This is a genomic window from Ramlibacter paludis (assembly GCF_022012305.1).
GTDB classification, from domain to species: domain Bacteria; phylum Pseudomonadota; class Gammaproteobacteria; order Burkholderiales; family Burkholderiaceae_C; genus Ramlibacter; species Ramlibacter paludis.
Window position 1 is genome coordinate 426,895 of the sequence record NZ_JAKLTM010000003.1, and the last position, 23,134, is coordinate 450,028.

18 protein-coding genes are annotated in these 23,134 nt (G+C 69.2%); 5 read left to right on the forward strand and 13 right to left on the reverse strand.

The window, feature by feature from the left end:
- Nucleotides 1–48: 48 nt before the first annotated feature.
- The 3 genes from hrpA to LZ009_RS12525 are packed head-to-tail and all read right to left on the reverse strand — an operon-like array spanning nt 49 to nt 6,407.
- Complete coding sequence (gene hrpA / locus LZ009_RS12515) at nt 49–3,882, reverse strand: ATP-dependent RNA helicase HrpA (protein ID WP_275698474.1); 3,834 nt, start codon at nt 3,880–3,882, stop codon at nt 49–51.
- Nucleotides 3,883–3,921: 39 nt separating this feature from the next.
- On the reverse strand, nt 3,922–5,145 hold the full coding sequence (locus tag LZ009_RS12520; RefSeq protein ID WP_275698262.1) for a GGDEF domain-containing protein: 1,224 nt from the start codon (nt 5,143–5,145) through the stop codon (nt 3,922–3,924).
- Between the two features lie 8 nt (nt 5,146–5,153).
- The gene (locus tag LZ009_RS12525; RefSeq protein WP_275698263.1) at nt 5,154–6,407 is read right to left on the reverse strand and encodes a sensor domain-containing diguanylate cyclase; all 1,254 of its coding nucleotides are present in this window, start codon (nt 6,405–6,407) and stop codon (nt 5,154–5,156) included.
- A gap of 66 nt (nt 6,408–6,473) precedes the next feature.
- On the opposite strand from LZ009_RS12525, the gene argA reads away from it, so the two are divergent.
- From argA to LZ009_RS12545, 4 genes are all read left to right on the forward strand, one after another.
- The gene (gene argA, locus LZ009_RS12530) at nt 6,474–7,823 is read left to right on the forward strand and encodes an amino-acid N-acetyltransferase (RefSeq protein ID WP_275698264.1); all 1,350 of its coding nucleotides are present in this window, start codon (nt 6,474–6,476) and stop codon (nt 7,821–7,823) included.
- A 160-nt stretch (nt 7,824–7,983) separates the two neighbouring features.
- Entirely contained in the window at nt 7,984–8,679 is a 696-nt protein-coding gene (locus tag LZ009_RS12535) for a dienelactone hydrolase family protein (protein ID WP_275698265.1), read from the forward strand.
- Complete coding sequence (locus tag LZ009_RS12540) at nt 8,676–9,359, forward strand: phosphoribosyltransferase (protein ID WP_275698266.1); 684 nt, start codon at nt 8,676–8,678, stop codon at nt 9,357–9,359. Before LZ009_RS12535 ends, LZ009_RS12540 begins: the two co-directional genes overlap by 4 nt.
- Nucleotides 9,360–9,362: 3 nt before the next feature.
- On the forward strand, nt 9,363–10,712 hold the full coding sequence (locus LZ009_RS12545; RefSeq protein ID WP_275698267.1) for an erythromycin esterase family protein: 1,350 nt from the start codon (nt 9,363–9,365) through the stop codon (nt 10,710–10,712).
- Nucleotides 10,713–10,755: 43 nt separating this feature from the next.
- Here the strand turns inward: LZ009_RS12545 and LZ009_RS12550 are convergent, their stop codons facing one another.
- From LZ009_RS12550 to LZ009_RS12580, 7 genes are all read right to left on the reverse strand, one after another.
- Nucleotides 10,756–11,283, reverse strand: a complete 528-nt coding sequence (locus LZ009_RS12550) for a disulfide bond formation protein B (protein ID WP_275698268.1) — start codon at nt 11,281–11,283, stop codon at nt 10,756–10,758.
- A gap of 42 nt (nt 11,284–11,325) precedes the next feature.
- On the reverse strand, nt 11,326–12,429 hold the full coding sequence (locus LZ009_RS12555; RefSeq protein ID WP_275698269.1) for a sulfate/molybdate ABC transporter ATP-binding protein: 1,104 nt from the start codon (nt 12,427–12,429) through the stop codon (nt 11,326–11,328).
- On the reverse strand, nt 12,426–13,325 hold the full coding sequence (cysW, locus tag LZ009_RS12560) for a sulfate ABC transporter permease subunit CysW (RefSeq protein ID WP_275698270.1): 900 nt from the start codon (nt 13,323–13,325) through the stop codon (nt 12,426–12,428). Before cysW ends, LZ009_RS12555 begins: the two co-directional genes overlap by 4 nt.
- Before the next feature lies 1 nt (nt 13,326).
- Nucleotides 13,327–14,214 (reverse strand): sulfate ABC transporter permease subunit CysT, encoded by an 888-nt coding sequence (gene cysT / locus LZ009_RS12565; RefSeq protein WP_275698271.1) that lies wholly within the window; start codon nt 14,212–14,214, stop codon nt 13,327–13,329.
- 7 nt (nt 14,215–14,221) lie between these two features.
- Entirely contained in the window at nt 14,222–15,214 is a 993-nt protein-coding gene (locus LZ009_RS12570) for a sulfate ABC transporter substrate-binding protein (protein WP_275698272.1), read from the reverse strand.
- Between the two features lie 3 nt (nt 15,215–15,217).
- The gene (locus tag LZ009_RS12575) at nt 15,218–15,859 is read right to left on the reverse strand and encodes a peroxiredoxin (protein WP_275698273.1); all 642 of its coding nucleotides are present in this window, start codon (nt 15,857–15,859) and stop codon (nt 15,218–15,220) included.
- An 83-nt stretch (nt 15,860–15,942) separates the two neighbouring features.
- Complete coding sequence (locus LZ009_RS12580) at nt 15,943–16,701, reverse strand: IclR family transcriptional regulator domain-containing protein (RefSeq protein WP_275698274.1); 759 nt, start codon at nt 16,699–16,701, stop codon at nt 15,943–15,945.
- Between the two features lie 115 nt (nt 16,702–16,816).
- On the opposite strand from LZ009_RS12580, the gene pobA reads away from it, so the two are divergent.
- Nucleotides 16,817–17,989 carry a 4-hydroxybenzoate 3-monooxygenase gene (pobA, locus tag LZ009_RS12585; RefSeq protein WP_275698275.1) on the forward strand — a complete coding sequence of 391 codons (1,173 nt, stop codon included), beginning with the start codon at nt 16,817–16,819 and terminating at the stop codon, nt 17,987–17,989.
- A 4-nt stretch (nt 17,990–17,993) separates the two neighbouring features.
- Here the strand turns inward: pobA and LZ009_RS12590 are convergent, their stop codons facing one another.
- The 3 genes from LZ009_RS12590 to LZ009_RS12600 all read right to left on the reverse strand — a co-directional run bounded on the left by LZ009_RS12590 (nt 17,994) and on the right by LZ009_RS12600 (nt 22,962).
- Entirely contained in the window at nt 17,994–18,968 is a 975-nt protein-coding gene (locus LZ009_RS12590; protein WP_275698276.1) for a tripartite tricarboxylate transporter substrate-binding protein, read from the reverse strand.
- A 79-nt stretch (nt 18,969–19,047) separates the two neighbouring features.
- Nucleotides 19,048–20,676: a hybrid sensor histidine kinase/response regulator gene (locus LZ009_RS12595; RefSeq protein WP_275698277.1), complete on the reverse strand. Its 1,629-nt coding sequence runs from the start codon at nt 20,674–20,676 to the stop codon at nt 19,048–19,050.
- A 66-nt stretch (nt 20,677–20,742) separates the two neighbouring features.
- On the reverse strand, nt 20,743–22,962 hold the full coding sequence (locus LZ009_RS12600) for a YgiQ family radical SAM protein (RefSeq protein ID WP_275698278.1): 2,220 nt from the start codon (nt 22,960–22,962) through the stop codon (nt 20,743–20,745).
- Nucleotides 22,963–23,134 lie beyond the last annotated feature (172 nt).

The window sequence follows — 23,134 nt, forward strand, 5'->3', positions numbered from 1 at the left end:
CCCGCCGGCCGGCGGCGAACAGGGGGAGAAACGCAGAAGCCGAAAGCTTCAACTATTCAGCTGGGCCCAGACCTTCTCGAGCCGCTTGCTGCTCACCGGCTGCGGCGTCTTCAGCTCCTGGGCGAACAGACTCACCCGCAGCTCTTCCAGCAGCCAGCGGAAGTCCTGCATGCGCTCGTCGGCCACGCCCTTGCGCTCGGCCACCAGCCGCCAGTATTTCTGCTCCTGGGGCCGCAGTTCGGCCAGGCGCGTGCCGTCGCGCGCCGGATCGGCGCGCAGCTTGTCCAGGCGCAGCACGATGGCCTTCAGGTAACGCGGCAGGTGCTGCAGGCGCGCCCAGGGCGTCGCGGCCAGGAAGCGCTTGGGCACCAGCCGTTGCAGCTGTTGCAAGGCATCGGCGGTGGCATCCGGCTGGATCTTCGTGTCCTTGATCTTGCGGGCGGCGGCGGCGTAGTCGGCCAGGATGCTGGCGGCCAGGCGCGCCACTTCGTTGGCGATCAGCGTCAGGCGGCCGCGGCCTTCGTCCAGCCGCTTCTTGAAGTCGGCCGCGTTGGCGGGCAGCGGATCGAGCAGGAAGGCGCGGTCCAGCGCCACCTCGACGATCTGCTCGCGCAGTTCTTCCAGCGTTCCCAGCGGCAGGTAGGCCACGGCCATCTTCTGCAGGTCCGGGATGTTCTTTTCCAGGTACTTGAGCGCGTCCTTCAGCTGCAGCGCGAACAGGCGGCGCAGGCCCGCGCGATGCTTCGCGGCGGCCACCTCCGGCTCGTCGAACACTTCGATCGTCACCGCATCGCGGCCATCGATCAGCGCCGGGAAGCCGACCAGCGAAGTGCCGCCCTTGCGCACTTCCATCAGCTCGGGCAGCTCGCCGAAGGTCCAGGCCGTGTGCCTCTCGGCCGTGGACCCTCCCCCTGCCGTCGCAAGGCTGGGCGGTGGGCTCGCGACGGCGGCGGACCTGGCTGGCGTTGCGGGCGCCGCCTCCACCTGCTTCGCGACCTTCAAGCCCGCCAGCGCCTGGAAGGCGCCGCGTGCCTGCGCCCCCAGCTCGGACTTCAGCGCCGCCAGGTTGCGCCCCATGCCCAGTTGGCGCCCGTGCTCGTCGACGATGCGGAAATTCATGAACAGGTGCGCCGGCACCATGTCCAGCTTGAAGTCGGTGCGCTTCACGTCCAGGCTGGTTTCGTCGCGCGCGAGTTTCAGCAGCGCATCGGTCAGGCCGCCGAGCGCCCAGCGTTCCGGCGTGGACAGCAGCGCGGCGATGCGCGTGGCCGACTCCGGCAGCGGCACGAAGCGGGAGCGCGGCCGCTGCGGCAGGCTTTTCAGCAGCGCCTGGATCTTGTCCTTCAGCATGCCGGGCACCAGCCACTCGGCACGCTCCTCGTTCACCTGGTTCAGCACGTAGAGCGGCACCGTCACCGTGATGCCGTCGCGCGCGTCGCCCGGCTCGTGCAGGTAGGTCGCCGCGCAGTCGATGCCGCCCAGGCGCACCGTCTTCGGGAAGGCGTTGCTGGTGATGCCGGCCGCCTCGTGCCGCATCAGCTCCTCGCGCGAGAGCTTCAGCAGGTCCGGGTTGGCGCGGCTCGCCTGCCGGTACCAGCCTTCGAAGGTGGCGCCGCTGTAGACGTCCTTGGGCACCTGCTGGTCGTAGAAGGCGTAGATCAGCTCCTCGTCCACCAGCACGTCCTGCCGGCGCGACTTGTGCTCCAGCTCCTCGACCTGCCGCACCAGCTTCTGGTTGGCGGCCAGGAAAGGCAGGCGCGTCTCCCATTCGCCGGCGACCAGGCCTTCGCGCAGGAAGATGTCGCGCGCGCCGTGCAGGTCGGCGCGGGCAAAGGGCACGCGTCGGCCGCTGTAGATCACCAGGCCGTACAGCGTGGCCCGTTCCAGCGCCATCACTTCGGCCTGCTTCTTCTCCCAGTGCGGATCGAGCAGCTGTTTCTTCAGCAGGTGGCCGGCGACTTCCTCCACCCACTGCGGCTCGATGTTGGCGATGCCGCGGCCGAAGAGCCGCGTCGTTTCGACCAGCTCCGCCACCACCACCCAGCGCCCCGGACGCTTCTTCAGGTGCGCGCCCGGATGGCGGTAGAACTTGATGCCGCGCGCGCCCAGGTAGGCCTCGTCGTCTTCCAGCTTGAAGCCGATGTTGCCCAGCAAACCAGCCAGCATCGACTTGTGGAGCTGCTCGTAGCTGGCGGGCTGGTCGTTCAGCTTCCACTTGTGCTCGGTCACCACCGTCAGCAGCTGGCTGTGGACGTCGCGCCATTCGCGCACGCGCCGCACGTTGACGAAGTTCTGGCGCAGCAGCTGCTCGTACTGGCGGTTGGACAGGCGATGGTCCGTGCCGTGGCCGCCGCGGGCCTGCTCGAGCCACTGCCACAGGCGCAGGTAGCCCGAGAACTCGCTCTTCTCGTCGTCGAACTTGGCGTGCTGCTGGTCGGCCTGCGCCTGCAGCTCCATGGGGCGGTCGCGCACGTCCTGCAGCGACAGCGCCGATGCGATCACCAGCACGTCGGCCAAGGCGCCGCGCTGGCGCGCCTCCAGGATCATGCGGCCCACTCGCGGGTCCAGCGGCAGGCGGGCCAGCTCCGCGCCCATGGGCGTGAGCGCGTTGTCGTCGTCCACCGCCCCCAGCTCGTTCAGCAGCTGGTAGCCGTCGGAAATCGCGCGGCCCGAAGGCCGGTCGATGAAGGGAAAGTCCTCCACCGCGCCCAGGTGCAGCGACTTCATGCGCAGGATCACGCCCGCCAGCGACGAGCGCAGGATCTCCGGGTCGGTGAAGCGCGGCCGCGCGGTGAAGTCCTTCTCGTCGTAGAGGCGGATGCAGATGCCGTTGGCGACGCGGCCGCAGCGGCCCGCCCGCTGGTTCGCCGCGGCCTGGCTGACCGGCTCCACCAGCAGCTGTTCCACCTTGCTGCGGAAGCTGTAGCGCTTGACGCGGGCGGTGCCGGTGTCGATCACGTAGCGGATGCCCGGCACCGTCAGCGAGGTTTCCGCCACGTTGGTGGCCAGCACGATGCGGCGGCCGCCATGCGTGTCGAACACGCGGTCCTGCTCGGCCTGCGACAGCCGCGCGAACAGCGGCAGCACTTCGGCGTTGCGCGTCAGCGCGTCGTGCGCGAGGTGCTTGCGCAGGTGGTCGGCCGCCTCCCGGATTTCGCGCTCGCCCGGCAGGAACACCAGGATGTCGCCGGGCGCGTTGCCGCGCCAGAGCTCGTCGACCGCATCGGCGATCGCGTCGTTCAGGTCGAACTCCCGCGTCTCCTCGAACGGCTGCCAGCGCTGCTCCACCGGGAACATGCGGCCGGAAACGTAGATGACGGGCGCCGGCCCCTTGGCGGACGCGAAGTGCTGCGCGAAGCGTTCGGCGTCGATGGTGGCCGAGGTCACCACGATCTTCAGGTCCGGCCGGCGCGGCAGCAGCTGCCGCAGGTAGCCGAGCAGGAAGTCGATGTTGAGGCTGCGCTCGTGCGCCTCGTCGATGATGATGGTGTCGTAGGCCTTGAGCAGCGGGTCCGACTGCGTCTCGGCCAGCAGGATGCCGTCGGTCATCAGCTTCACCGACGCGTCCTTGGCCAGCCGGTCCTGGAAACGCACCTTGAAGCCGACCACTTCGCCCAGCGGCGTTTCCAGCTCCTGCGCGATGCGCTTGGCGACGCTGGAGGCGGCGATGCGGCGCGGCTGCGTGTGGCCGATCAGGCGGCCCTTGCCGTCCGGCGCATTGAGCTTGCCGCGGCCCATGGCGAGCGCGATCTTGGGCAGCTGGGTGGTCTTGCCCGAGCCGGTCTCGCCGCAGACGATGACCACCTGGTGGGCGGCCATGGCTTCCATGATCTCTTCGCGCTTGGCGGAAACCGGAAGCGCTTCCGGGAAGGTGATTTTCAGCGAGGCAGGCAAGGCGGAACGGCGGACCAAAGCCTGGGATTATCGGGCCTGGGGCTCCTGCGGCGGCAGCTCCGCGATCTGCTGGAGCCGCGGGTCGAAGAAGGCCAGGCGGCTGGCATAGCTCCAGGCCGTCTGGGCCATGGCGCGTGCCGTCGCCACCGCCTGCGCCGGCCGCACCTGCGTGCTGGTGGACAGCACGCCGATGCCGATCTCGGCCACCCAATGCGTTGCGCCGGCTTCCAGCCGCGGGGCGTCGCGGCCGGTGCTCAGGGCCAGCGGGCGCGCCAGGCGCTCGCGCACCACGCGCGCCAGCTGGGACAGCCGCCGCGCGTCCTCGGCGTTGCGCACGATGAGGAGGAAGCCGTCCTCGCCGAGCCGGCCCATCTCCACGTACTGCGGCACGCAGCGGCGCAGCCGCCCGGCGCAAACGAAGAGCGCATGGTTGAAGGCCGCGCGGCCATGCAGGTTTTCCAGCGCGTAGAGGTTGGCGATGCAGACCGCGATCACGCCGATCGGGCGGCTCGCGCCGCCTTCGCGGCGAAAGAACATCTCGCCGACCATCTGCCCGGTCTCGCTGTGGGAGCGCATGCGCGTCACCGGGTCGTAGCTCGGGCCGTGGGCCATCACCTCGGCCAGCTCGATCAGGTAGGAATAGCGTTGCCAGAGCACCGCGGCGATCACGCACAGGTAGGCGATGCCCGAGACCGCGCTGATCGCGTGCACGGGCCAGCGGGTGGTGCGGCTGAGCGCGATCCAGCTCAGGCCCGCGATCGCCACCAGCATGAAGACCAGGCCGGCCACCGCCGACCACCCGGCGCGGTCGCCCCGGGCGGCGCCCCGCATGGCGATCACGAGCATCGCGGCGCCCACTGCCAATGCGAGCACCGAGCTCATGGCCAGGGCCTCGCCGGCGTCCACCAGCCAGCCCGCCGCCAGCACCGCGGCGCCGGAGGCCAGCAGCAGGACGCGCGCGCGCCGGCCGACGGCATGTTGCCGCAGCATGCCGAAGGTGGACATGAGCATCCATGCCAGGCTCACGGCAGCGGCCACGGCGACGTGCGCGAGCACGCGGGCTTCGACCGCGCCTTCGATGGGCAGCCAGCCCAGGTAGGCCACCACGAAGGCGGCGGAGACGACGGAGGTGAGGCCCGCCATCAGGGCCACGCGGCGGTGCGAACGCGCGAAGGCGGCGAGCGACAGCACCAGCATCAGCGATGCCGTGCAGAAGAAGGCTCCCCAGAACGCCGCCGCAACCCGGTCCATGTATGGCGCTAGATGACGCTCGGCACGGGCAGCGGACCGGGTGCGGTCGCCAGGTCTTCGGGCGGCAGTTCGGCGATCTGCCCCTGCGTCTGGTCGTAGAAGGCCAGCCGGCTCGAATAGCTCCAGGCGGTGCGCGCCATCGCCCGCGCCGTCGCCACCGCCTGCGAAGGCCGCACCTGCGTGTTGGTGTTCAACACGCCGATCCCGAGCTCGGCGACCCAGTTCGTCGCCGACGCCTCCAGGCCCGCGGGGTCGCGGCTGGTGCTCAGGGCCAGCGGCCGCGACAGCCGCCTGCGCACCTGGCGGGCCAGTTGCACGATGTGCTCCATGCTTTGCGGGTTGGACAGCAGCAGCAGGAAGCCGTCTTCGCCGAGCCGCCCCATCTCCACGTATTGCGGCACGCAGCGGCGCAGCCGCCCGGCGCAGACGAACAGCGCGTGGTTGAAGGCGGCGCGGCCATGCAGGTTTTCCAGCGCGTAGAGATTGGCGATGCTGACCGCGATCACGCCGATCGAGCGGCTGGGCCCGTCCTCGCGCCGGAAGAACAGGTCGCCCACCATCTGCCCGGTTTCGCTGTGCGAACGCATGCGCGTCACCGGGTCGTAGCTGGGGCCATGGGCCATCACTTCGGCCAGTTCCAGCAGGTAGGAATAGCGGCGCCACAGGGCCGAAGCCATCACGCTCAGGTAGGCCATGCCGGCCACGGCGCTGACTGCATGCACCGGCCACCAGGTGCTGCGGCTGAAGGCGATCCAGCTCAGGCCGGCCAGCGCCACCAGCATGAAGGCCACGCCCAGCACGCTGGTCCAGGCCAGGCGGTCGCCGCGCACCGCGCTGCGAAAGGAAACGACCAGCATCAGCAGGCCGACGCCCACGGCAACCAGGGAACTCAGGCCCAGCGCCTGCCCGGGCCGCAAGGTCCAGCCCGCGGCGATCACCAGCAGCCCCAGGCCGACGAGCGCGGCCACGATGCGCCGGGCGCTGGTGCGCTGGCGCAACAGGCCCAGCATCGCCAGCAGCATGAGGGCCAGCGAGACGGCGGCGGCCATGGCCACGTGGGCCAGCAGGCGCGCCTCGGTGGCCGGCTCGAAGGGCAGGAAGCCCAGGTAGGCGATGACGAAGGCGGCGGAGACCACGGCCGACAGCCCCGCCGTCAGCGCCACCTGCCGGTGCGAGCGCACGAAGGCGACCAGGGATAGGGCCAGCATCAGCACCGCGGTGCCGAAGAATGCGCCCCAGAAGCCCGCGGCCAGTGCGTCCATCCCCACACGATAACAAATACCGCCGAGCACTCCCTTACACTGACGCGTTCGCTTTTCCGTCGACCGATGTCCGCCATCTTCAATTTCACCTTCGTGCCGTGGTTCCGCTCGGTGGCGCCCTACATCCACATGCACCGGGGCAAGACCTTCGTGATCGGGATGGCGGGCGAGGCGGTGGCTTCCGGCAAGCTGCAGCACATCGCGCAGGACCTGGCCCTGATCCAGAGCATGGGCGTCAAGGTGGTGCTGGTGCACGGCTTCCGGCCGCAGGTGAACGAGCAGCTCAAGGCCAAGGGCCATGCCGCCCGCTACTCGCACGGCATGCGCATCACCGACGAAGTGGCGCTCGACTCGGCACAGGAAGCCGCCGGCCAGCTGCGCTACGAGATCGAGGCCGCCTTCAGCCAGGGCCTGCCCAACACGCCCATGGCCGGCTCCACGGTGCGCGTGATCTCGGGCAACTTCATCACCGCGCGCCCGGTCGGCATCGTCGACGGCGTCGACTTCAAGCATTCCGGTCTGGTGCGCAAGGTCGACGTGGCCGGCATCACCCGCACGCTGGACTTCGGCGCGATGGTGCTGCTGTCGCCCTTCGGCTTCTCGCCGACCGGCGAGGCCTTCAACCTGACCATGGAAGAAGTGGCGACCAGCGTGGCCATCGCCCTGCAGGCCGACAAGCTGGTGTTCCTGACCGAGATCCCGGGCATCCGCGTCAAGCCGCTGGAGGCCGAGGGCGAGGACAACCCGATCGACACCGAGCTGCCGTTGGCGGCGGCGGAGCAGCTGCTGGCCAGCCTGCCCGCGGCCCAGAACCCGAGCGACACCGCCTTCTACCTGCAGCACTGCGTGAAGGCCTGCAAGGCGGGCGTCGAGCGCAGCCACATCATTCCCTTCGCCACCGACGGCTCGCTGCTGCTCGAGGTCTACGTGCACGACGGCATCGGCACGATGGTGATCGACGAGAAGCTGGAGGAACTGCGCGAAGCCACGGCCGACGACGTGGGCGGCATCCTGCAGCTGATCGAACCCTTCGAGAAGGACGGCACGCTGGTGAAGCGCGACCGCACCGAGATCGAACGGGACATCGCCAACTACACCATCATCGAGCACGACGGCGTGATCTTCGCCTGCGCGGCGCTCTACCCTTACCCGGAAGCGAAGACCGGCGAGATGGCGGCGCTGACGGTGTCGCCGCAAAGCCAGGGCCAGGGCGACGGCGACAAGGTGCTGCGCCGCGTGGAGCAGCGCGCCCGCGCCATGGGCCTGGAAAGCATCTTCGTGCTCACGACGCGCACCATGCACTGGTTCCTCAAGCGCGGCTTCGTGCAGGTCGATCCCGACTGGCTGCCCGAAGCGCGCAAGCGCAAGTACAACTGGGACCGGCGCAGCATGGTGTTCGTCAAGAAGCTGTCCTGAGCACCTGGCAGGGGCCGGCTGCACCGCCGTGACCCTGCCGGCAGGGCTGGCCGACAGGGGCGCCGCGGCGTATCGTTGCCCTTGGGGCGTCCTACATCGCCCGCGCTGCCCGACTACAGCAAGCCGCCGTGGCCTGCCCTAGCTTGCAAAGGAGACCGCCATGCCGTCCTCCGTCTTGACCATGCACACCACGCCCTTGCAGGAGGTCCGCATCCCGGCGGGCGAAGCCTGGCTGTACGGCGACCTCGGGCTGCCGGCGGAGTTCATCGGGCTCGTCCTGTTCGCGCACGGCAGCGGCAGCGGCCGCCACAGCGCGCGCAACCGCCTGGTGGCGCAGCGCCTGCAGCAGGCGGGCATCGCCACCCTGCTCTTCGACCTGCTGACCGTGCAGGAAGAAGAGGTCGATGCGCACACCCGCCAGCACCGCTTCGACATCGCGCTGCTCACGCGGCGCATGGAAGAAGCCACGCTCTGGGCGGCGGCACAGCCTGCGGTGCAAGGCCTGCCGATCGGCTACTTCGGCGCCAGCACCGGCAGCGCGGCCGCCTTGATCGCTGCCGCGCAACTGGGCCAGCGGGTGGCCGCCGTCGTGTCGCGCGGTGGCCGGCCCGACCTGGCGGGCAGCGCCGCGCTGGCCGCGGTCACCGCGCCGACCTTGCTGGTCGTCGGCAGCCTGGACCGCGAAGTGCTCGCGCTCAACGAGCAGGCGCTGGCGCACCTGCAATGCGAGAAGCGCATCGCCATCGTCCCCGGCGCCACCCACCTGTTCGAGGAGCCGGGCACGCTGGAACAGGCCGCGACGCTGGCCGCCGCCTGGTTCAGCCGGCACCTGCTGCGCACGGAGCAGCTGGCATGAGCGCGGCGCCGCGCCTGCCCTACACCGACCGCCAGGAGGGCGGCCGGGTGCTGGCGCAAGCGCTGCAGCACCTGCGCGGACGCGCGGGTCTGCTGGTGCTGGCCCTGCCGCGCGGCGGCGTGCCGGTCGGGTACGAGGTCGCGCGCGAACTGGGAGCGCCGCTGGACGTGCTGATCGTGCGCAAGCTGGGCCACCCCAACCACGAGGAATATGCGATGGGCGCCATTGCCAGCGGCGGCATCCGGGTCATGAATCCTGAAGCCGAGCGCTACGTCAAGCCGGCCGAGGTGGAGCGCATCGCGCGGCGCGAGCAGGCCGAACTGGAAAGGCGCGAGCTGCACTACCGCGGCGACGCCGGGCCGCTCGTCCTGTCGGGCCGGGTGGTGATCCTGGTCGACGATGGCCTGGCCACCGGCTCCACGATGCGCGCGGCCGCGCGCGCCGTGCGGCAGCAGGAGCCGGCATGGACCTGCATCGCCGTGCCCGTGGGTGCGCCGGAAACCTGCGAAAGCCTGCGCGCGGAGGCCGACGAAGTCGTGTGCCCCGCGCAACCCATTCCCTTCCGCGCGGTCGGGCTCTGGTACCGCGCTTTCCCGCAGACCGGCGACGAGGAAGTCCGCCGGCTGCTGGCCGATGCGCGGCAGGCCCTGCCGGCCGCGGCCATGCCGCATGGAAGTTGAAGCATGAAGTTCCTCGCTCCCAACAAGGATGCCGCCCTGCTGGAGGGCCTGCGCGGCCACTTGCGTCCCCTGCCCGGCTACGCGGCCGACGACAACGCGCTCGTCGACCGCATCGCGGCCGCCCGGCTCGTGCTGCTCGGCGAAGCGAGCCACGGCACCCACGAGTTCTATGCCGAGCGCGCGGAGCTCACCAGGCGCCTCATCACGCACCATGGCTTCGGCGCCGTGGTGGTCGAAGCCGACTGGCCCGATGCCTGGCGCGTGAACCGCTACGTGCGCGGCGCGTCCGATGACGCCGATGCGGCGGCGGCGCTTTCCGGCTTCGAACGCTTCCCGACCTGGATGTGGCGCAACACCGTGGTGCGCGACTTCGTCGAATGGCTGCGCGAGCACAACCGCGCCTTGCCGGCGTCGCAGCGTTGCGGCTTCTACGGCATGGACCTGTACAGCCTGTACCGTTCGATGGCAGGCGTGCTGGCCTACCTGGACCGCACCGATCCGGAAGCGGCGCGGCGGGCGCGGGCGCGCTACGCCTGCTTCGACCACTACGGCGAGGACAGCCAGGCCTACGGCTACGCGGCCAGCTTCGGCCTGCAGGCCAGTTGCGAGGACGAAGTGGTGCAGCAGCTGCGGGAACTCAATCGCAGGATGGCCGACGCGCCGGCGGGCTCCGGCGAAGAGCGCGACGACGCCTTCTTCGCGCAGCAGAACGCGCGCCTGGTGCGCAATGCCGAGGAGTACTACCGCACCATGTTCCGCGGCCGCGTCTCGTCCTGGAATTTGCGCGACAGCCACATGGTGGAGACCTTGCAGGCGCTGGAAAAGCATCTCGGCCAACGCGGGGCCGCCTCGAAGATGGTCGTCTGGGCGCACAACTCGCACCTGGGCGATGCCAGCGCCACCGAGATGGGCGACCAGGGCGAGTGGAACGTCGGTCAGCTGGCGCGCGACCGGTGGGGCGCGCAAGCCTGCCTGGTGGGCTTCAGCACGCACCATGGCAGCGTGACGGCCGCTTCGGAATGGGACGGCGCCGGTGAACGCAAGCTGGTGCGGCCGGGCCTGCCGGGCAGCTTCGAGGACCTCTTCCACCAGGCCGACGAGGAGCGCTTCTGGCTCGACCTGCGCGGCGAGGCATCACTGCGAGACCTGCTGTCCGAGCGCCGCTTGCAGCGCGCGATCGGCGTCATCTACCAGCCGCAGACCGAGCGCATGAGCCACTACTTCCACACCCGCCTGCCGGACCAGTTCGACGCCATGATCCACATCGACGCGACGCGGGCCTTGCAACCGCTGGCCCCGGAGCCGGAATGGCATGCCGGGGAAGTGGCGGAGACGTATCCGTCCGGGTTGTGAGCGGGGACGCCGTGGTGCGCCCGCAGGCGAACCGCGGCAGGGCTCAGGCGAAAGCGCGGCGCGAGGAATTGGTGCGCAGCTGCCGCGCGATCAACACCAGCCCCACCACCGCGATCGCCACGAAGCACAGGAACGACCAGTTCGCGATCGACAGCCCCAGGAAGGTCCAGTCGATCTTGGTGCAGTCCCCGCTGCCGCGGAAGATCATCGGGATCGCGCGCTTGAGGGGGAAGGTCTCGATCATCCCGTAGATGTCGCGGCCGCAGGACGCGACCTCGGACGGATACCACTGCAGCCAGCTCTGGCGCGCCGCCACGAAGGCGCCGCCGCCGGCCAGCAGCGTCATGAGGGCCGCGCCGGCTACGTGAACGCCGCGCCCGCGGAAAGAAGCCGCGATGCCCGCCACCAGCGCCACCAGCACCAGCGCGTAGCGCTGCACGACGCACATCGGGCAAGGCTCGAGCCCCACCACGTGCTGCAGGTACAGGCCGAAGGCCAGCATGGCCACGCAGGCCAGCGCGATCGCACCCAGGATGCGCCGCGGCGCCGTATCGAACCAGTTCAAGACCATCCGTCGTTCCCCATCCAGCCTGCAGGCCGGCGGATCCGGCCTTCAGCTCTCCACAAAGACACGGGCGCGCCGCGGCGTCACCACCAGCGTCTCGCCCTCCCGGAAGCCCATTTCGTTGAATTGCTGCGCAGGGATCTGCGCCTCGATCACGGACTCCGGTGCCGCATTTTCCACCGTTTCGACCGGAATCAGTTCCAGCCGGGCGATGGGTCCGACCACGATGGCGCGCGAGAGTTGCGCCACGATGCCGCGCGGCCGACCGGCGGCGTCCACGCCGGCACCGGCGGTGTAGCGCTCCACGTCCAGGTCGTGCGGCCGCACGTAGGCAAAGGCTTTCTGGTTCTGGGCGCCGGCATGCTCGGGGGAGGACAGCTGCAGGCCTTCCAGGTGCACCTCGCCCTCGTGGGCGCGGCCGTGGAACAGGTTGACGTCGCCCAGGAAGCCGTAGACGAAGGGGCTGGCCGGATGGTCCCAGACCTCCTGCGGCGAGCCGACCTGCTCGATGTTGCCGGCGTTCATCAGCACCACCCGGTCGGCCACTTCGAGTGCCTCCTCCTGGTCGTGCGTGACGAAGATGCTGGTGACGTGCAGTTCGTCGTGCAGCCGGCGCAGCCAGCGCCGCAGTTCCTTGCGCACCTTGGCGTCCAGCGCGCCGAAAGGCTCGTCCAGCAGCAGCACCTTGGGCTCCACCGCCAGCGCGCGCGCCAGGGCGATGCGCTGGCGCTGGCCGCCGGAGAGCTGGGAAGGAAAGCGGTCGGCCAGCCAGTCGAGCTGCACCAGGTTCAGCAGGTCGTGCACCTTCTTCTTGATCTGCTCCTCGCTCGGGCGCTGGCCGCGCGGCTTGACCCGCAGGCCGAAGGCCACGTTCTCGAACACGGTCATGTGGCGGAACAACGCGTAGTGCTGGAACACGAAGCCGACCTGGCGCTCGCGCACGTGCACGTCGGTGGTGTCCTCGCCCGAGAACAGGATGCTGCCGCGGTCGGCCGTCTCCAGGCCGGCGATGATGCGCAGCAGCGTGGTCTTGCCGCAGCCCGACGGGCCCAGCAGCGCGACCAGCTCGCCGGAAGCGATGTTCAGCGAGACGTCGCGCAGGGCCTTGAAGTCGCCGAAGTTCTTGCTGACGTTGCGGATTTCGATGCTCATGGGGTGCCTTTCACCGCGGCGGGCACGAACTCGGGGGCGGACTCCTCCGCCGCCTGCAGCTCGCGCTCCTGCCGCCATTCCGCCACCGACTTGATCACCAGCGTGACCAGGGCCAGCAGCGCCAGCAGGGAGGCGACGGCAAAGGCCGCCACCGACTGGTATTCGTTGTAGAGGATCTCGACGTGCAGCGGCATGGTGTTGGTCTGGCCGCGGATGTGGCCGGACACCACCGACACCGCGCCGAACTCGCCCATGGCGCGGGCGTTGCACAGGATCACGCCGTAGATCAGGCCCCACTTGATGTTGGGCAGCGTGACGTGGCGGAAGGTCTGCCAGCCGGTCGCGCCGAGCACGATCGCGGCCTGCTCCTCGTCGTTGCCCTGCGCCTGCATCAGCGGGATCAGTTCGCGGGCGATGAAGGGAAAGGTCACGAACACGGTGGCCAGCACGATGCCCGGCACGGCAAACACGATCTTGATGTCGTGCGCCTGCAACCAGGGGCCGAACCAGCCTTGCGCGCCGAACACCAGCACGTAGATCAGGCCCGCCACCACCGGCGACACCGAGAACGGCAGGTCGACCAGGGTGGTCAGGAAGGCCTTGCCGCGGAATTCGTACTTGGCGATGCACCAGGCGGCGGCCACGCCGAACACCAGGTTCAGCGGTACCGCGATGGCGGCCGTGACCAGGGTGAGGCGAATCGCCGCCCAGGCGTCGGGCTCCTTCAGCGCTTCCAGGTAGGCGCCCAGGCCCTTGCGCAGCGCCTCGGTGGCGACGGCGGCCAGCGGCAGCACCAGGAACAGCAGCAGGAAGACGAGCGCGATGCCGATCAGCGTCCACTGCACCCAGGGAGCTTCGGTGGTGGTGACGCGCTTGCGGGTCAGGTCGGTGGCCATGTCAGTGGGCTCCGCTGCGCTTGCGCTGCCAGGCCTGCAGGGCGTTGATCACCAGCAGCAGGACGAAGGAGAACAGCAGCATCACCACGGCCACCGCGGTGGCGCCGGCGTAGTCGTACTGTTCGAGCTTGCTGATGATGATCAGCGGCGTGATCTCCGAGACCATGGGCATGTTGCCGGCAATGAAGATCACCGAGCCGTATTCGCCGATCGCGCGGGCGAAAGCCATCGCGAAACCCGTGAGGAGCGCGGGCAGGATGGATGGCAGGATCACGCGCAGGAAGGTCTGCAGGCGCGTCGCGCCCAGGCACATCGCGGCTTCTTCCAGCTCGCGCTCCGACTCTTCCAGCACCGGCTGGACCGTGCGCACCACGAAAGGCAGGCCGATGAAGATCAGCGCGATCACCACGCCGTTGGGATTGAAGGCCAGCTTGATGCCCAGCGGCTCCAGGTACTGGCCGATCCAGCCGTTGCCGGCCAGCAGCGCGGTGAGCGAAATGCCGGCGACGGCGGTCGGCAGCGCGAACGGCAGGTCCACCAGCGCGTCGACGATGCGCTTGCCGGGAAACTTGTAGCGCACCAGCACCCAGGCCACCAGCAGGCCGAAGACGACGTTGACCAGCGCGGCGAGGAAGGAGGCGCCGAAGGTCAGGCGGTAGGAGGCCACGACCCGCGGCGAGCTGACGGCGGCCCAGAACTGGTCCCAGTTGAGCGTGAAGGTCTTGAGGACCAGCGCCGACAGCGGGATCAGGACGATCAGGCACAGGTACGCAAGCGTGTAGCCCAGGGTCAGGTTGAACCCGGGCAGCACTTTACTGCTGCCGGCGCGTGAAGTGGATGGCGCCGCTGCCGGTCCGCCCGGCAGCGGCGCCGCAAGGGCCCCGCTCATGGTCGGCTTACCTGACGGTGTAGATCTTGTCGAACTGGCCGCCGTCGTTGAAGTGCACCTTCTGCGCCTCCGACAGCGAGCCGTACAGCTCCTGCACCGTGAACAGCTTCACCGGCTTGAAGGTGGCGGCGTATTTCTTCAGCACCGCGGCGTTGCGCGGGCGGATGCTGTGCTTGGCGGCGATCTCCTGGCCTTCTTCCGAGTACAGGAAGTTCAGGTAGGCCTTGGCCAGCTCGCCGGTGCCCTTTTTCGCCACGGTGCGCTCGACGACTGCCACGGGGTTCTCGGCGACGATGCTGACCGAGGGATAGACCACGTCGACCTTGTCGTTGCCGAATTCCTTGTTGACGGACTCGACTTCGGATTCGAAGGTGATCAGCACGTCGCCGGTATTGCGCTGCAGGAAGGCCGTGGTGGCGTCGCGGCCGCCGCGGGCCAGCACCGGCACGTTCTTGTACAGCTTGCTCACGAAGTCGGCAGCCTGCGCGTCGGTGCCGCCCTTCTTCTTGACGTAGCCCCAGGCGGCCAGGTAGGCATAGCGGCCGTTGCCGCCGGTCTTGGGGTTCACCACCACGACCTGCACGCCGGGCTTGACCAGGTCGTCCCAATCCTTGATGCCCTTGGGGTTGCCGTTGCGGGTGAGGAACAGCATGGTCGACGTGGTCGGCGCCGCATTGTCCGGGAAGCGCTTGGCCCAGTCCTTGGCCACGATGCCCTTGTCGGCCAGGAATTCGACGTCGGTGGTGGTGTTCATGGTCACCACGTCGGCGTCGAGGCCGTCGGCGACGGCGCGCGCCTGCGCGCTCGAGCCGGCATGCGACTGCTCGATCTTCACGTCCTTGCCGGTGGTCTTCTTGTAGTAAGGCACGAAGGCCGCGTTGATGTCCTTGTAGAACTCGCGGGCGACGTCGTACGAGACGTTCAGCAGGGTCTGGCTCTGGGCGGAGGCGATGCCGCTGGCGGCGAGCGCCGCGGCGGCGAGGAACGACTTGAACTTCATTGCTTACTTATTCGGTTGCGGGGTGATGCGGAGATAGGGGCGGACGGCCTTGAAGCCCTTCGGGAAGCGCTCGGCCAGTTCCTTCGGGTCCTGGAGCGACGGCACGATGACGACATCGTCGCCCTGCTTCCAGTTGGCCGGCGTCGCGACCTTGTGGCTGTCGGTCAGCTGCAGCGAGTCGATGACGCGCAGGATCTCGTCGAAGTTGCGGCCGGTGGAGGCCGGATAGGTCAGCGTGGTGCGGATGACCTTCTTCGGGTCGATGATGAACACGCTGCGCACCGTGGCGTTGGCCAGCGAGTTCGGGTGGATCATGTCGTACAGGGTGGCGACCTTCTTGTCCGCATCGGCGAGGATGGGGAAGTTGACCGTCGTGTCCTGCGTCTCGTTGATGTCCTTGATCCAGTTGCGGTGCTGGTCGACCGGGTCGACGCTGACGGCGATGGGCTTGACGCCGCGCTTGGCGAACTCGCCCGACAGCGCCGCCGTCCGGCCCAGCTCGGTCGTGCAGACGGGGGTGAAATCGGCCGGGTGCGAGAACAGCACGACCCAGGAATTGCCGGCCCATTCGTGGAAGCGGATGGGACCTTCGGTGGAGTCCTGGGTGAAATCGGGGGCGGTGTCGCCGAGGCGCAGGGTAGCCATCATCAACCTCTTGTCGGGTGGGACAAGGAGTTTGGGGGCGGTCCTATCAAACCCCAACGAATATATCGTTGTATGTTTATATGTCAGAGCAGGGGTCGAAGCTCCCGCGCCGCCTCGAACAGCAGCGGCAGCAGGTCTTTTTGCATCACTTTCGGCTCCAGCCTCTGCGGTGGCGCGACCACGTTGAGCGCCGCGACCGTCCGCCCTTCCATGTTCCGCAGGGGCACCGCCAGCGCGTGGACGCCCAGCTCGTGCTCCTCGCTGGCCATGGCCCAGTCCTGCGCGCGCACCTCCTCGACCAGCGCCCGGAACTTGCGCGCATCGACGGTGGTGTGCGTGGTCAGGCGCGGCAGTTCCCTGCCCTTGAGCCAGGCATTGAATTCGGTGCGGGTCTTGGCCGCCAGCAGGACGCGGCCGGTCGACGTGGCATGGGCCGGCAGGCGTGCGCCCAGGTGCAGGCCATAGGCGAGCATGCTGCGCGAGCCGCTGCGGGCGATGATGACGACCTGGTCGCCGTCCAGCACCACGGCGGAGAAGGACTCGCCGGTCAGCGCGGCCAGGCGGTTCAGGGTCGGCTGGATCACGCGCGGCAGGCGCGCGGAAGCCAGGTAGCTGCCGGAAAAGCGCAGCACCTTGGGCGCCAGCCAGAAATAGCTGCCGTCGGTTTCCAGGTAGCCCAGGTGTGCGAGCGTGAGCAGGTGCCGCCGGGCCGCGGCGCGCGTGAGGCCGGCGCGCTGCGCCGCCAGCGTGGCGTTCAGCCGCTGCCGCTCGGTGTCGAAGCTCTCCAGCACGGCCAGGCCCTTGGCCATGCCTTCGATGTAATCCGCCTTGGCGATCGTCATGTCGGGGTCCGTTGCGCGATGATCGCGCAAGCGGGGCAATGATCGCACAACCGGCGCGCCCGCCCCTGGCTTCGCGAAGGCGCCGCTCCTAAGCTCGGGGGCAGGAGACACACCCATGCGAACCCAGGTTGCCATCATCGGCGCCGGCCCCTCGGGCCTGCTGCTCGGCCAGCTGCTGCACAAGGCCGGCATCGCCAACATCATCGTGGAGCGCCAGAGCGGCGAATACGTGCTGGGCCGCATCCGCGCCGGCATCCTGGAACAGGTGACGGTCGACCTGCTGCGCGAAGCGGGCGTCGGCCGGCGCGTCGACCGCGAGGGCATCGTCCACCACAGCATCGAGCTCGTCTTCGGCGGCGTGCGCCATCCCATCGACGTGCACGGCCTGACCGGCGGCAAGGTGGTGACGGCCTATGGCCAGACCGAGCTCACGCACGACCTGATGGATGCGCGCACCGCGCAAGGACTGCCGACGGTCTACGAGGCGGCCAACGTGTCCATTCACGGAATCGACGGCACGCGCCCGACGGTGCGCTACCAGAAGGACGGCGCCACGCACGAGATCGAGTGCGACTTCATCGCCGGCTGCGACGGCTTCCACGGCGTCTGCCGCCAGACCGTCAAGGACTCCGTGCGGGAATTCGAAAAGGTCTATCCCTTCGGTTGGCTGGGCGTGCTCTCAGACACGCCGCCGGTCTCGCCGCATGCGATCGTCTACGGCAACAGCGAGCGGGGCTTTTCGCTTTGCTCCATGCGCAGCATGACGCGCAGCCGCTACTACGTGCAGTGCCCGCTGGACGACAAGGTGGAGGACTGGAGCGACCAGCGCTTCTGGGACGAGCTGCGGCGACGCCTCGACCCCGAACTGGCCGCGAAGATCGTCACCGGTCCCAGCATCGAGAAGAGCATCGCGCCCCTGCGCAGCTTCGTGGCCGAGCCGATGCGCTTCGGCCGCCTGTTCCTCGCCGGCGACGCGGCGCACATCGTGCCGCCCACCGGCGCCAAGGGCCTGAACCTCGCCGCCACCGACGTGAAGTACCTGTCGGGTGCGCTGATCGAGCACTTCCGCGAGAGGAGCGACGCCGGCATCGACACCTACTCGCAGCGATGCCTCAAGCGCGTGTGGAAGGCGGAGCGCTTCTCCTGGTGGCTCACCACGCTGATGCACCGCTTCCCGGACACCGAAGGCTTCGGCCAGCGGGTGCAGGAGGCGGAGCTGGAGTACCTGGTGAACTCGCGGGCGGCGTCGACGGCGCTGGCGGAGAACTACGTCGGGCTGCCGCTCTGACGAATCAGTCCGCGAACTTGCCGCCGGCCTTGATCACGGGCCCCCACTTGTCGATCTCCGCCTTCAGCCACGCGTGCAGGGCCTCCGGCGTATTGCCGGCATCCGGCACGATCTCGGCGCCAAGTTCGTCCATGCGCTTGATGACGTCCGGATCCTTGAGCGCGGTGCGCACGGCCGCATTCATCTTGTCGAGGACGGGCTTGGGCGTGCCCTTGGGCGCGTAGATGCCGTGCCAGACGACGACCTCGAAGTCCTTCAGGCCCTGTTCCGCCAGCGTGGGCGCATTGGGCAGCACCTTCACCCGGCTCTTGGTCGTCACGCCATAGAGCTTGACGTTGCCGGCCTTGATCTGCGGCACGGTCTGCGTGGTCTGGTCGCACAGCACGTCGACCTGCCCGCCCAGCAGCGCGTTCATCGCGGGGGCGGTGCCCTGGAACGGCACCTCGGTCACCTGCACGCCGATGGCGCGCTGAAACATCATGCCGCACAGCTGCGACACGGCGCCCAGGCCGGCATTGGCGAGGTTGATCTTGCTCTGGTTGGCCTTGATGTAGGCCACCATCTCCTGCAGGTTGTTGGCCGGGAAGTCCTTGCGGGCCAGCATCGTCATCGGCACTTCGACGGCCTGGCTGACGAATTCGAAGTCCTTCAGCGGATCGAAGGCCAGCTTGCGGTACAGCGCCGGCGCGGTGGCCATGCCGTTGTGGTGGATGAAGAAGGTGTAGCCGTCCGGCGCCGCCTTGGCGACGTAGTTCGCCGCCACGGTGCCACCCGCCCCGAGCTTGTTCTCGACCACGATGGTCTGGCCGAGCGACTTGGTCATGGCAGCGCCCAGCGTGCGGGCCACGACGTCGGTGGGGCCGCCGGCCGCGAAGGGCACGACCAGGGTGATGGGCTTGGTGGGCCAGGCGCCCTGCGCCTGGGCGACCGCTGCGGTGGCGATGCCCAGCAGCGCGATGATGGTTGGCTTGAACTGCATGCGTGTCTCCTGTAATGCGGGGCACAGCCTAGGGGCCGCGGCCTTCCACCGCATCGGGGCCTACCACTAGCACCCGCATCTAAGGCGCGGCGGGGAAGTCCAGGTGCACGGTCGTGCCCTGCCCGGGCGCGCTGACGATGGTCAGGTCGCCGCCCAACTGCTGCATCATCCCGTAGACCTGCGCGAGGCCCAGGCCGGTGCCGCCCTCGCCCTTGGTGGTGAAGAAGGGCTCGAGGGCGCGGCGCCGCACGGCCTCCTCCATGCCCGGTCCGTCGTCCTGCACGCTCAGGCGCACGAGGTCGGGCCGGCCGGCGCGTTCGCCGGTTCGCAAGACGATGCGGCCGCGCCCGCCGGCCGCATCGCGGGCATTGGCCGTGAGGTTGATCAGCGCCACCTCGAGCTGGCTGCGGTCGAGCCGGCAGCGCGCCGGCCGCGGCTGCAGTTCCGGCACCAGCACCATGCCCTGCCCGGCGGCCTGCTCCAGCAGCGGCAGTACCGAAGTCACGGCGTCGTTGAGGTCCGCCTCCACCACCACCATCTCGCGCTTGCGGGCAAACGCCATCAGCTGGCGCGTCATCTCCGTGCCGGTCGCCACGGCGCGCTGCGCACGTTCCAGCACGCGCGCGGGCGGCGGGCCCGAGCCGCGCTGCAGCAGCTCGAGGTTGGTGGCAACGATGGCCAGCACGTTGGCGAAGTCGTGCGCGATGCTGCCGGTCAGCTGGCCCAGGGCTTCCATCTTCTCGCCCTGCGCCAGCCGCTCGCGCACGCGCTGGCGGTGCTCCTCCGCGCGCAGGTACTGCGCCACGCCGGCCGCGAGCAGCAGGGCCAGCACCACCAGTCCCCCGGCTGCCGCTGCGGCCAGGTGCCGCCAGCCCGCCAGCACGACATCGAGGTCCTGCGACAGCGTCACCACCAGCGGCTGCTGCTCCAGGGCGTCGTAACTCAGGATGCGCTGGTAGCCGACCGGTCCGCCGCTGGTGATGTAGACGCCGCGCGCGGCGCGCGTGAGGTGCGTGCGGAACAGCGGGAAGTCGGCGTAGCTGCGGCCGATGACGCCGGACTCGGCGGGGAACTGCGTCACCAGCCGGCCGTCGCGGTGGAACAGCGCGATCTGGTGGCCCGGGCCCAGGCCCACGCGCTGGTAGAGGTCGGCGAAATAGCGCAGCTGGAGGGCGGCAACGACGATGCCCTCGAAGCGCTGGCCGTCGCCCAGGCGGCGCGTGGCGGCCACGAACCACCCGGTGCCCGAGCGGCTTTGCAGCGGCGCCGAGAGATCGCGCACGCGCGCGAGATCGGCCCGGTGGGCTACGAAATACCCGCGGTCTGCCAGCGAGACGTTCGGCGTCTTCGGGTAGTCGGTGTCGTGCAGGATGAAGCCGTCGGGTCCGATCACGAACAGCGCCCGCACATACGGCATGTCCTTCAGCCGCGCCTGCATCAGTGCGCGCAGCTCGGCGTCGTGGCGCGGCAGCGGCTCGGCAGCCAGGTGGCCCGCCACCTCCTGCAGCACCAGGTCCACCACCTGCAAGGTGCTGGCGGTCTGCGCTTCCATCAAGGCGGTGGTGGCGGCGGCGGCCAGGCGCGCGCGCGCGATGGCGGTGGTTCGCTCGTGCCAGACCGCCGCCGTTGCCACGGCGGCGACCAGCAGCCAGGCCAGCAGCGCGAGCGCGATCACCGGCCGGGCGGGCACCCGCAGCCACGGCAACATCGAATGGTCCCCTCTCGCGGACGTCCGCCGCGCAGGCCCGATTCTAGGCAGCGCGGGAGCCGGGACCTAACGGGATTTGCGCGGAGGCTTGGCGGCGCCCGTCACGCGCGGCGGCAGGCCGGTGTGCTGCGTGAGGATGCGGCCGCGCGCGGGCTTGGCGGGTGCCGCGGTGGAGTTCTTGCGCCGCGGGCTGGCGTAGCTGCCGTCCGTGAGCGGCTGGTAGGTCGGCACCAGGTGGTGCTTGCCATTGCCGATCAGGTCGGCGCGGCCCATGGCCTTGAGCGCGTCGCGCAGCATCGGCCAGTTGTTCGGGTCGTGGTAGCGCAGGAAGCCCTTGTGCAGGCGGCGGCGCCGCTCGCCGCGCACGATGTCCACGCCTTCGCTGTCGCGCGTCACCTTGCGCAGCGTGTTCTTGCCCGAGTGGTACATCGCCGTGGCCGTGGCCATCGGGCTCGGGTAGAAGGCCTGCACCTGGTCGGCGCGGAAGCCGTTGCGCTTGAGCCAGAGCGCGAGGTTCAGCATGTCCTCGTCGCTGGTGCCGGGGTGCGCCGCGATGAAGTACGGGATCAGGTACTGCTCCTTGCCCGCCTCGGCCGAAAACTTCTCGAAGAGCTGCTTGAACTTGTCGTAGCTGCCGATGCCCGGCTTCATCATCTTCGACAGCGGGCCGGCCTCGGTGTGCTCGGGCGCAATCTTCAGGTAGCCGCCCACGTGGTGCTGCACCAGTTCCTTCACGTACTCGGGCGACTGCACCGCCAGGTCGTAGCGCAGGCCGGAGCCGATCAGCACCTTCTTGATGCCCTTGAGCGAACGCGCGCGCTGGTAGATCTTGATCAGCGGGCCGTGGTCGGTGGTGAGGTTCTGGCAGATGCCGGGGTAGACGCAGCTGGGCTTGCGGCAGGCGGCCTCGATCTCCGGGCTGCGGCAGCCCAGGCGGTACATGTTGGCCGTGGGGCCGCCCAGATCGGAGATCACGCCGGTGAAGCCCGCCACCTTGTCGCGGATGTCCTCGACCTCCTGGATGATCGATTCCTCGCTGCGGCTCTGGATGATGCGGCCTTCGTGCTCGGTGATGGAGCAGAAGGTGCAGCCGCCGAAGCAGCCGCGCATGATGTTCACGCTGAAGCGGATCATCTCCCAGGCGGGGATCTTTTCCTGGCCGTAGGCCGGGTGCGGGGCGCGCGCGTACGGCAGGCCGAACACGTGGTCCATCTCCGCCGTGGTCAGCGGGATCGGCGGCGGCGTCAGCCAGACATCGCGCTCGCCGTGCGCCTGCACGAGCGCGCGCGCGTTGCCCGGATTGGTCTCCAGGTGCAGCACGCGATTGGCGTGCGCATAGAGCACCGGGTCCGACTTCACCGCCTCGTACGAAGGCAGGCGGATGACCGTGCGGTCGCGATTGAGCTTCACGCGCGGATTGGCGACGAACTGCACCGTCTTGGGCGGCTCGCCGCCCTCTTCCTTCGCGCAGGACTGGCCCTGGGCCTTGGCCTGGTCGGCGATGGTGAGGTAGGGATTGACGTGGTCCTCGACGCGGCCCGGCGCGTCGACGCTGGTCGAATCGATCTGTAGCCAGCCGTCCGGCGTTTCGCGGCGCACGAAGGCAGTGCCGCGCACGTCGGTGATCTGGGCCACGGGCTCGCCGCCGGCGAGGCGGTGCGCAATCTCGACGATCGCGCGTTCGGCGTTGCCGTACAGCAGCAGGTCGCACTTGGCGTCGAGCACGATGCTGTGGCGCACCTTCTCCGACCAGTAGTCGAAGTGCGCGATGCGGCGCAGCGAGCCTTCGATGCCGCCCAGCACGATGGGCACGTCCTTGAAGGCTTCGCGGCAGCGCTGGCTGTAGACGATGGCGGCGCGGTCGGGGCGCTTGCCGCCCACGTCGCCGGGCGTGTAGGCGTCGTCGCTGCGGATCTTCCGGTCGGCGGTGTACCGGTTGATCATCGAATCCATGTTGCCCGCGGTCACGCCCCAGAACAGGTTGGGCTTGCCGAGCGCCTTGAAGGGCTCGGCGCTGTGCCAGTCCGGCTGCGCGATGATGCCCACGCGGAAGCCCTGCGCTTCCAGCGTGCGGCCGATCACGGCCATGCCGAAGCTCGGGTGGTCGACGTAGGCATCGCCCGTGACGAGCACGACGTCGCAGCTGTCCCAGCCGAGCGCTTCCATTTCCTGCCGGTTCATCGGCAGGAACGGCGCGGGGCCGAAGCGATGCGCCCAGTACTTGCGGTAGCTGGTGATCGGCTTCGCGGCGCGCGCGAAAAAGGAAACGTCGACGGGGGCGTTCATTCGGTCTCTTCGGGGGGAACCGCGCATTTTAGGTGCACGGCCGTCTCCGGACCGGCGCATGGTTATTACTTTCGGATGAGCTAGCACGCCGTTGTGCACCGGACACCACATACAACTTGCAACAACTAGGCGCCACTGGCATCCTGCCAGCTCATCCTCAGGGAAGGCATGA

Excerpts from the sequence above, each read along its gene's own strand:
- LZ009_RS12550 (WP_275698268.1), bottom strand. The coding sequence starts at position 11,283 with ATGGTCTTGAACTGGTTCGATACGGCGCCGCGGCGCATCCTGGGTGCG.
- LZ009_RS12525 (WP_275698263.1), bottom strand. The coding sequence starts at position 6,407 with ATGGACGCACTGGCCGCGGGCTTCTGGGGCGCATTCTTCGGCACCGCG.
- LZ009_RS12575 (WP_275698273.1), bottom strand. The coding sequence starts at position 15,859 with ATGGCTACCCTGCGCCTCGGCGACACCGCCCCCGATTTCACCCAGGAC.
- pobA (WP_275698275.1), top strand. The coding sequence starts at position 16,817 with ATGCGAACCCAGGTTGCCATCATCGGCGCCGGCCCCTCGGGCCTGCTG.
- LZ009_RS12600 (WP_275698278.1), bottom strand. The coding sequence starts at position 22,962 with ATGAACGCCCCCGTCGACGTTTCCTTTTTCGCGCGCGCCGCGAAGCCG.
- LZ009_RS12595 (WP_275698277.1), bottom strand. The coding sequence starts at position 20,676 with ATGTTGCCGTGGCTGCGGGTGCCCGCCCGGCCGGTGATCGCGCTCGCG.
- LZ009_RS12570 (WP_275698272.1), bottom strand. The coding sequence starts at position 15,214 with ATGAAGTTCAAGTCGTTCCTCGCCGCCGCGGCGCTCGCCGCCAGCGGC.
- LZ009_RS12535 (WP_275698265.1), top strand. The coding sequence starts at position 7,984 with ATGCCGTCCTCCGTCTTGACCATGCACACCACGCCCTTGCAGGAGGTC.
- LZ009_RS12555 (WP_275698269.1), bottom strand. The coding sequence starts at position 12,429 with ATGAGCATCGAAATCCGCAACGTCAGCAAGAACTTCGGCGACTTCAAG.
- cysW (WP_275698270.1), bottom strand. The coding sequence starts at position 13,325 with ATGGCCACCGACCTGACCCGCAAGCGCGTCACCACCACCGAAGCTCCC.
- LZ009_RS12545 (WP_275698267.1), top strand. The coding sequence starts at position 9,363 with ATGAAGTTCCTCGCTCCCAACAAGGATGCCGCCCTGCTGGAGGGCCTG.
- LZ009_RS12580 (WP_275698274.1), bottom strand. The coding sequence starts at position 16,701 with ATGACGATCGCCAAGGCGGATTACATCGAAGGCATGGCCAAGGGCCTG.
- LZ009_RS12590 (WP_275698276.1), bottom strand. The coding sequence starts at position 18,968 with ATGCAGTTCAAGCCAACCATCATCGCGCTGCTGGGCATCGCCACCGCA.
- LZ009_RS12540 (WP_275698266.1), top strand. The coding sequence starts at position 8,676 with ATGAGCGCGGCGCCGCGCCTGCCCTACACCGACCGCCAGGAGGGCGGC.
- argA (WP_275698264.1), top strand. The coding sequence starts at position 6,474 with ATGTCCGCCATCTTCAATTTCACCTTCGTGCCGTGGTTCCGCTCGGTG.
- LZ009_RS12520 (WP_275698262.1), bottom strand. The coding sequence starts at position 5,145 with ATGGACCGGGTTGCGGCGGCGTTCTGGGGAGCCTTCTTCTGCACGGCA.
- cysT (WP_275698271.1), bottom strand. The coding sequence starts at position 14,214 with ATGAGCGGGGCCCTTGCGGCGCCGCTGCCGGGCGGACCGGCAGCGGCG.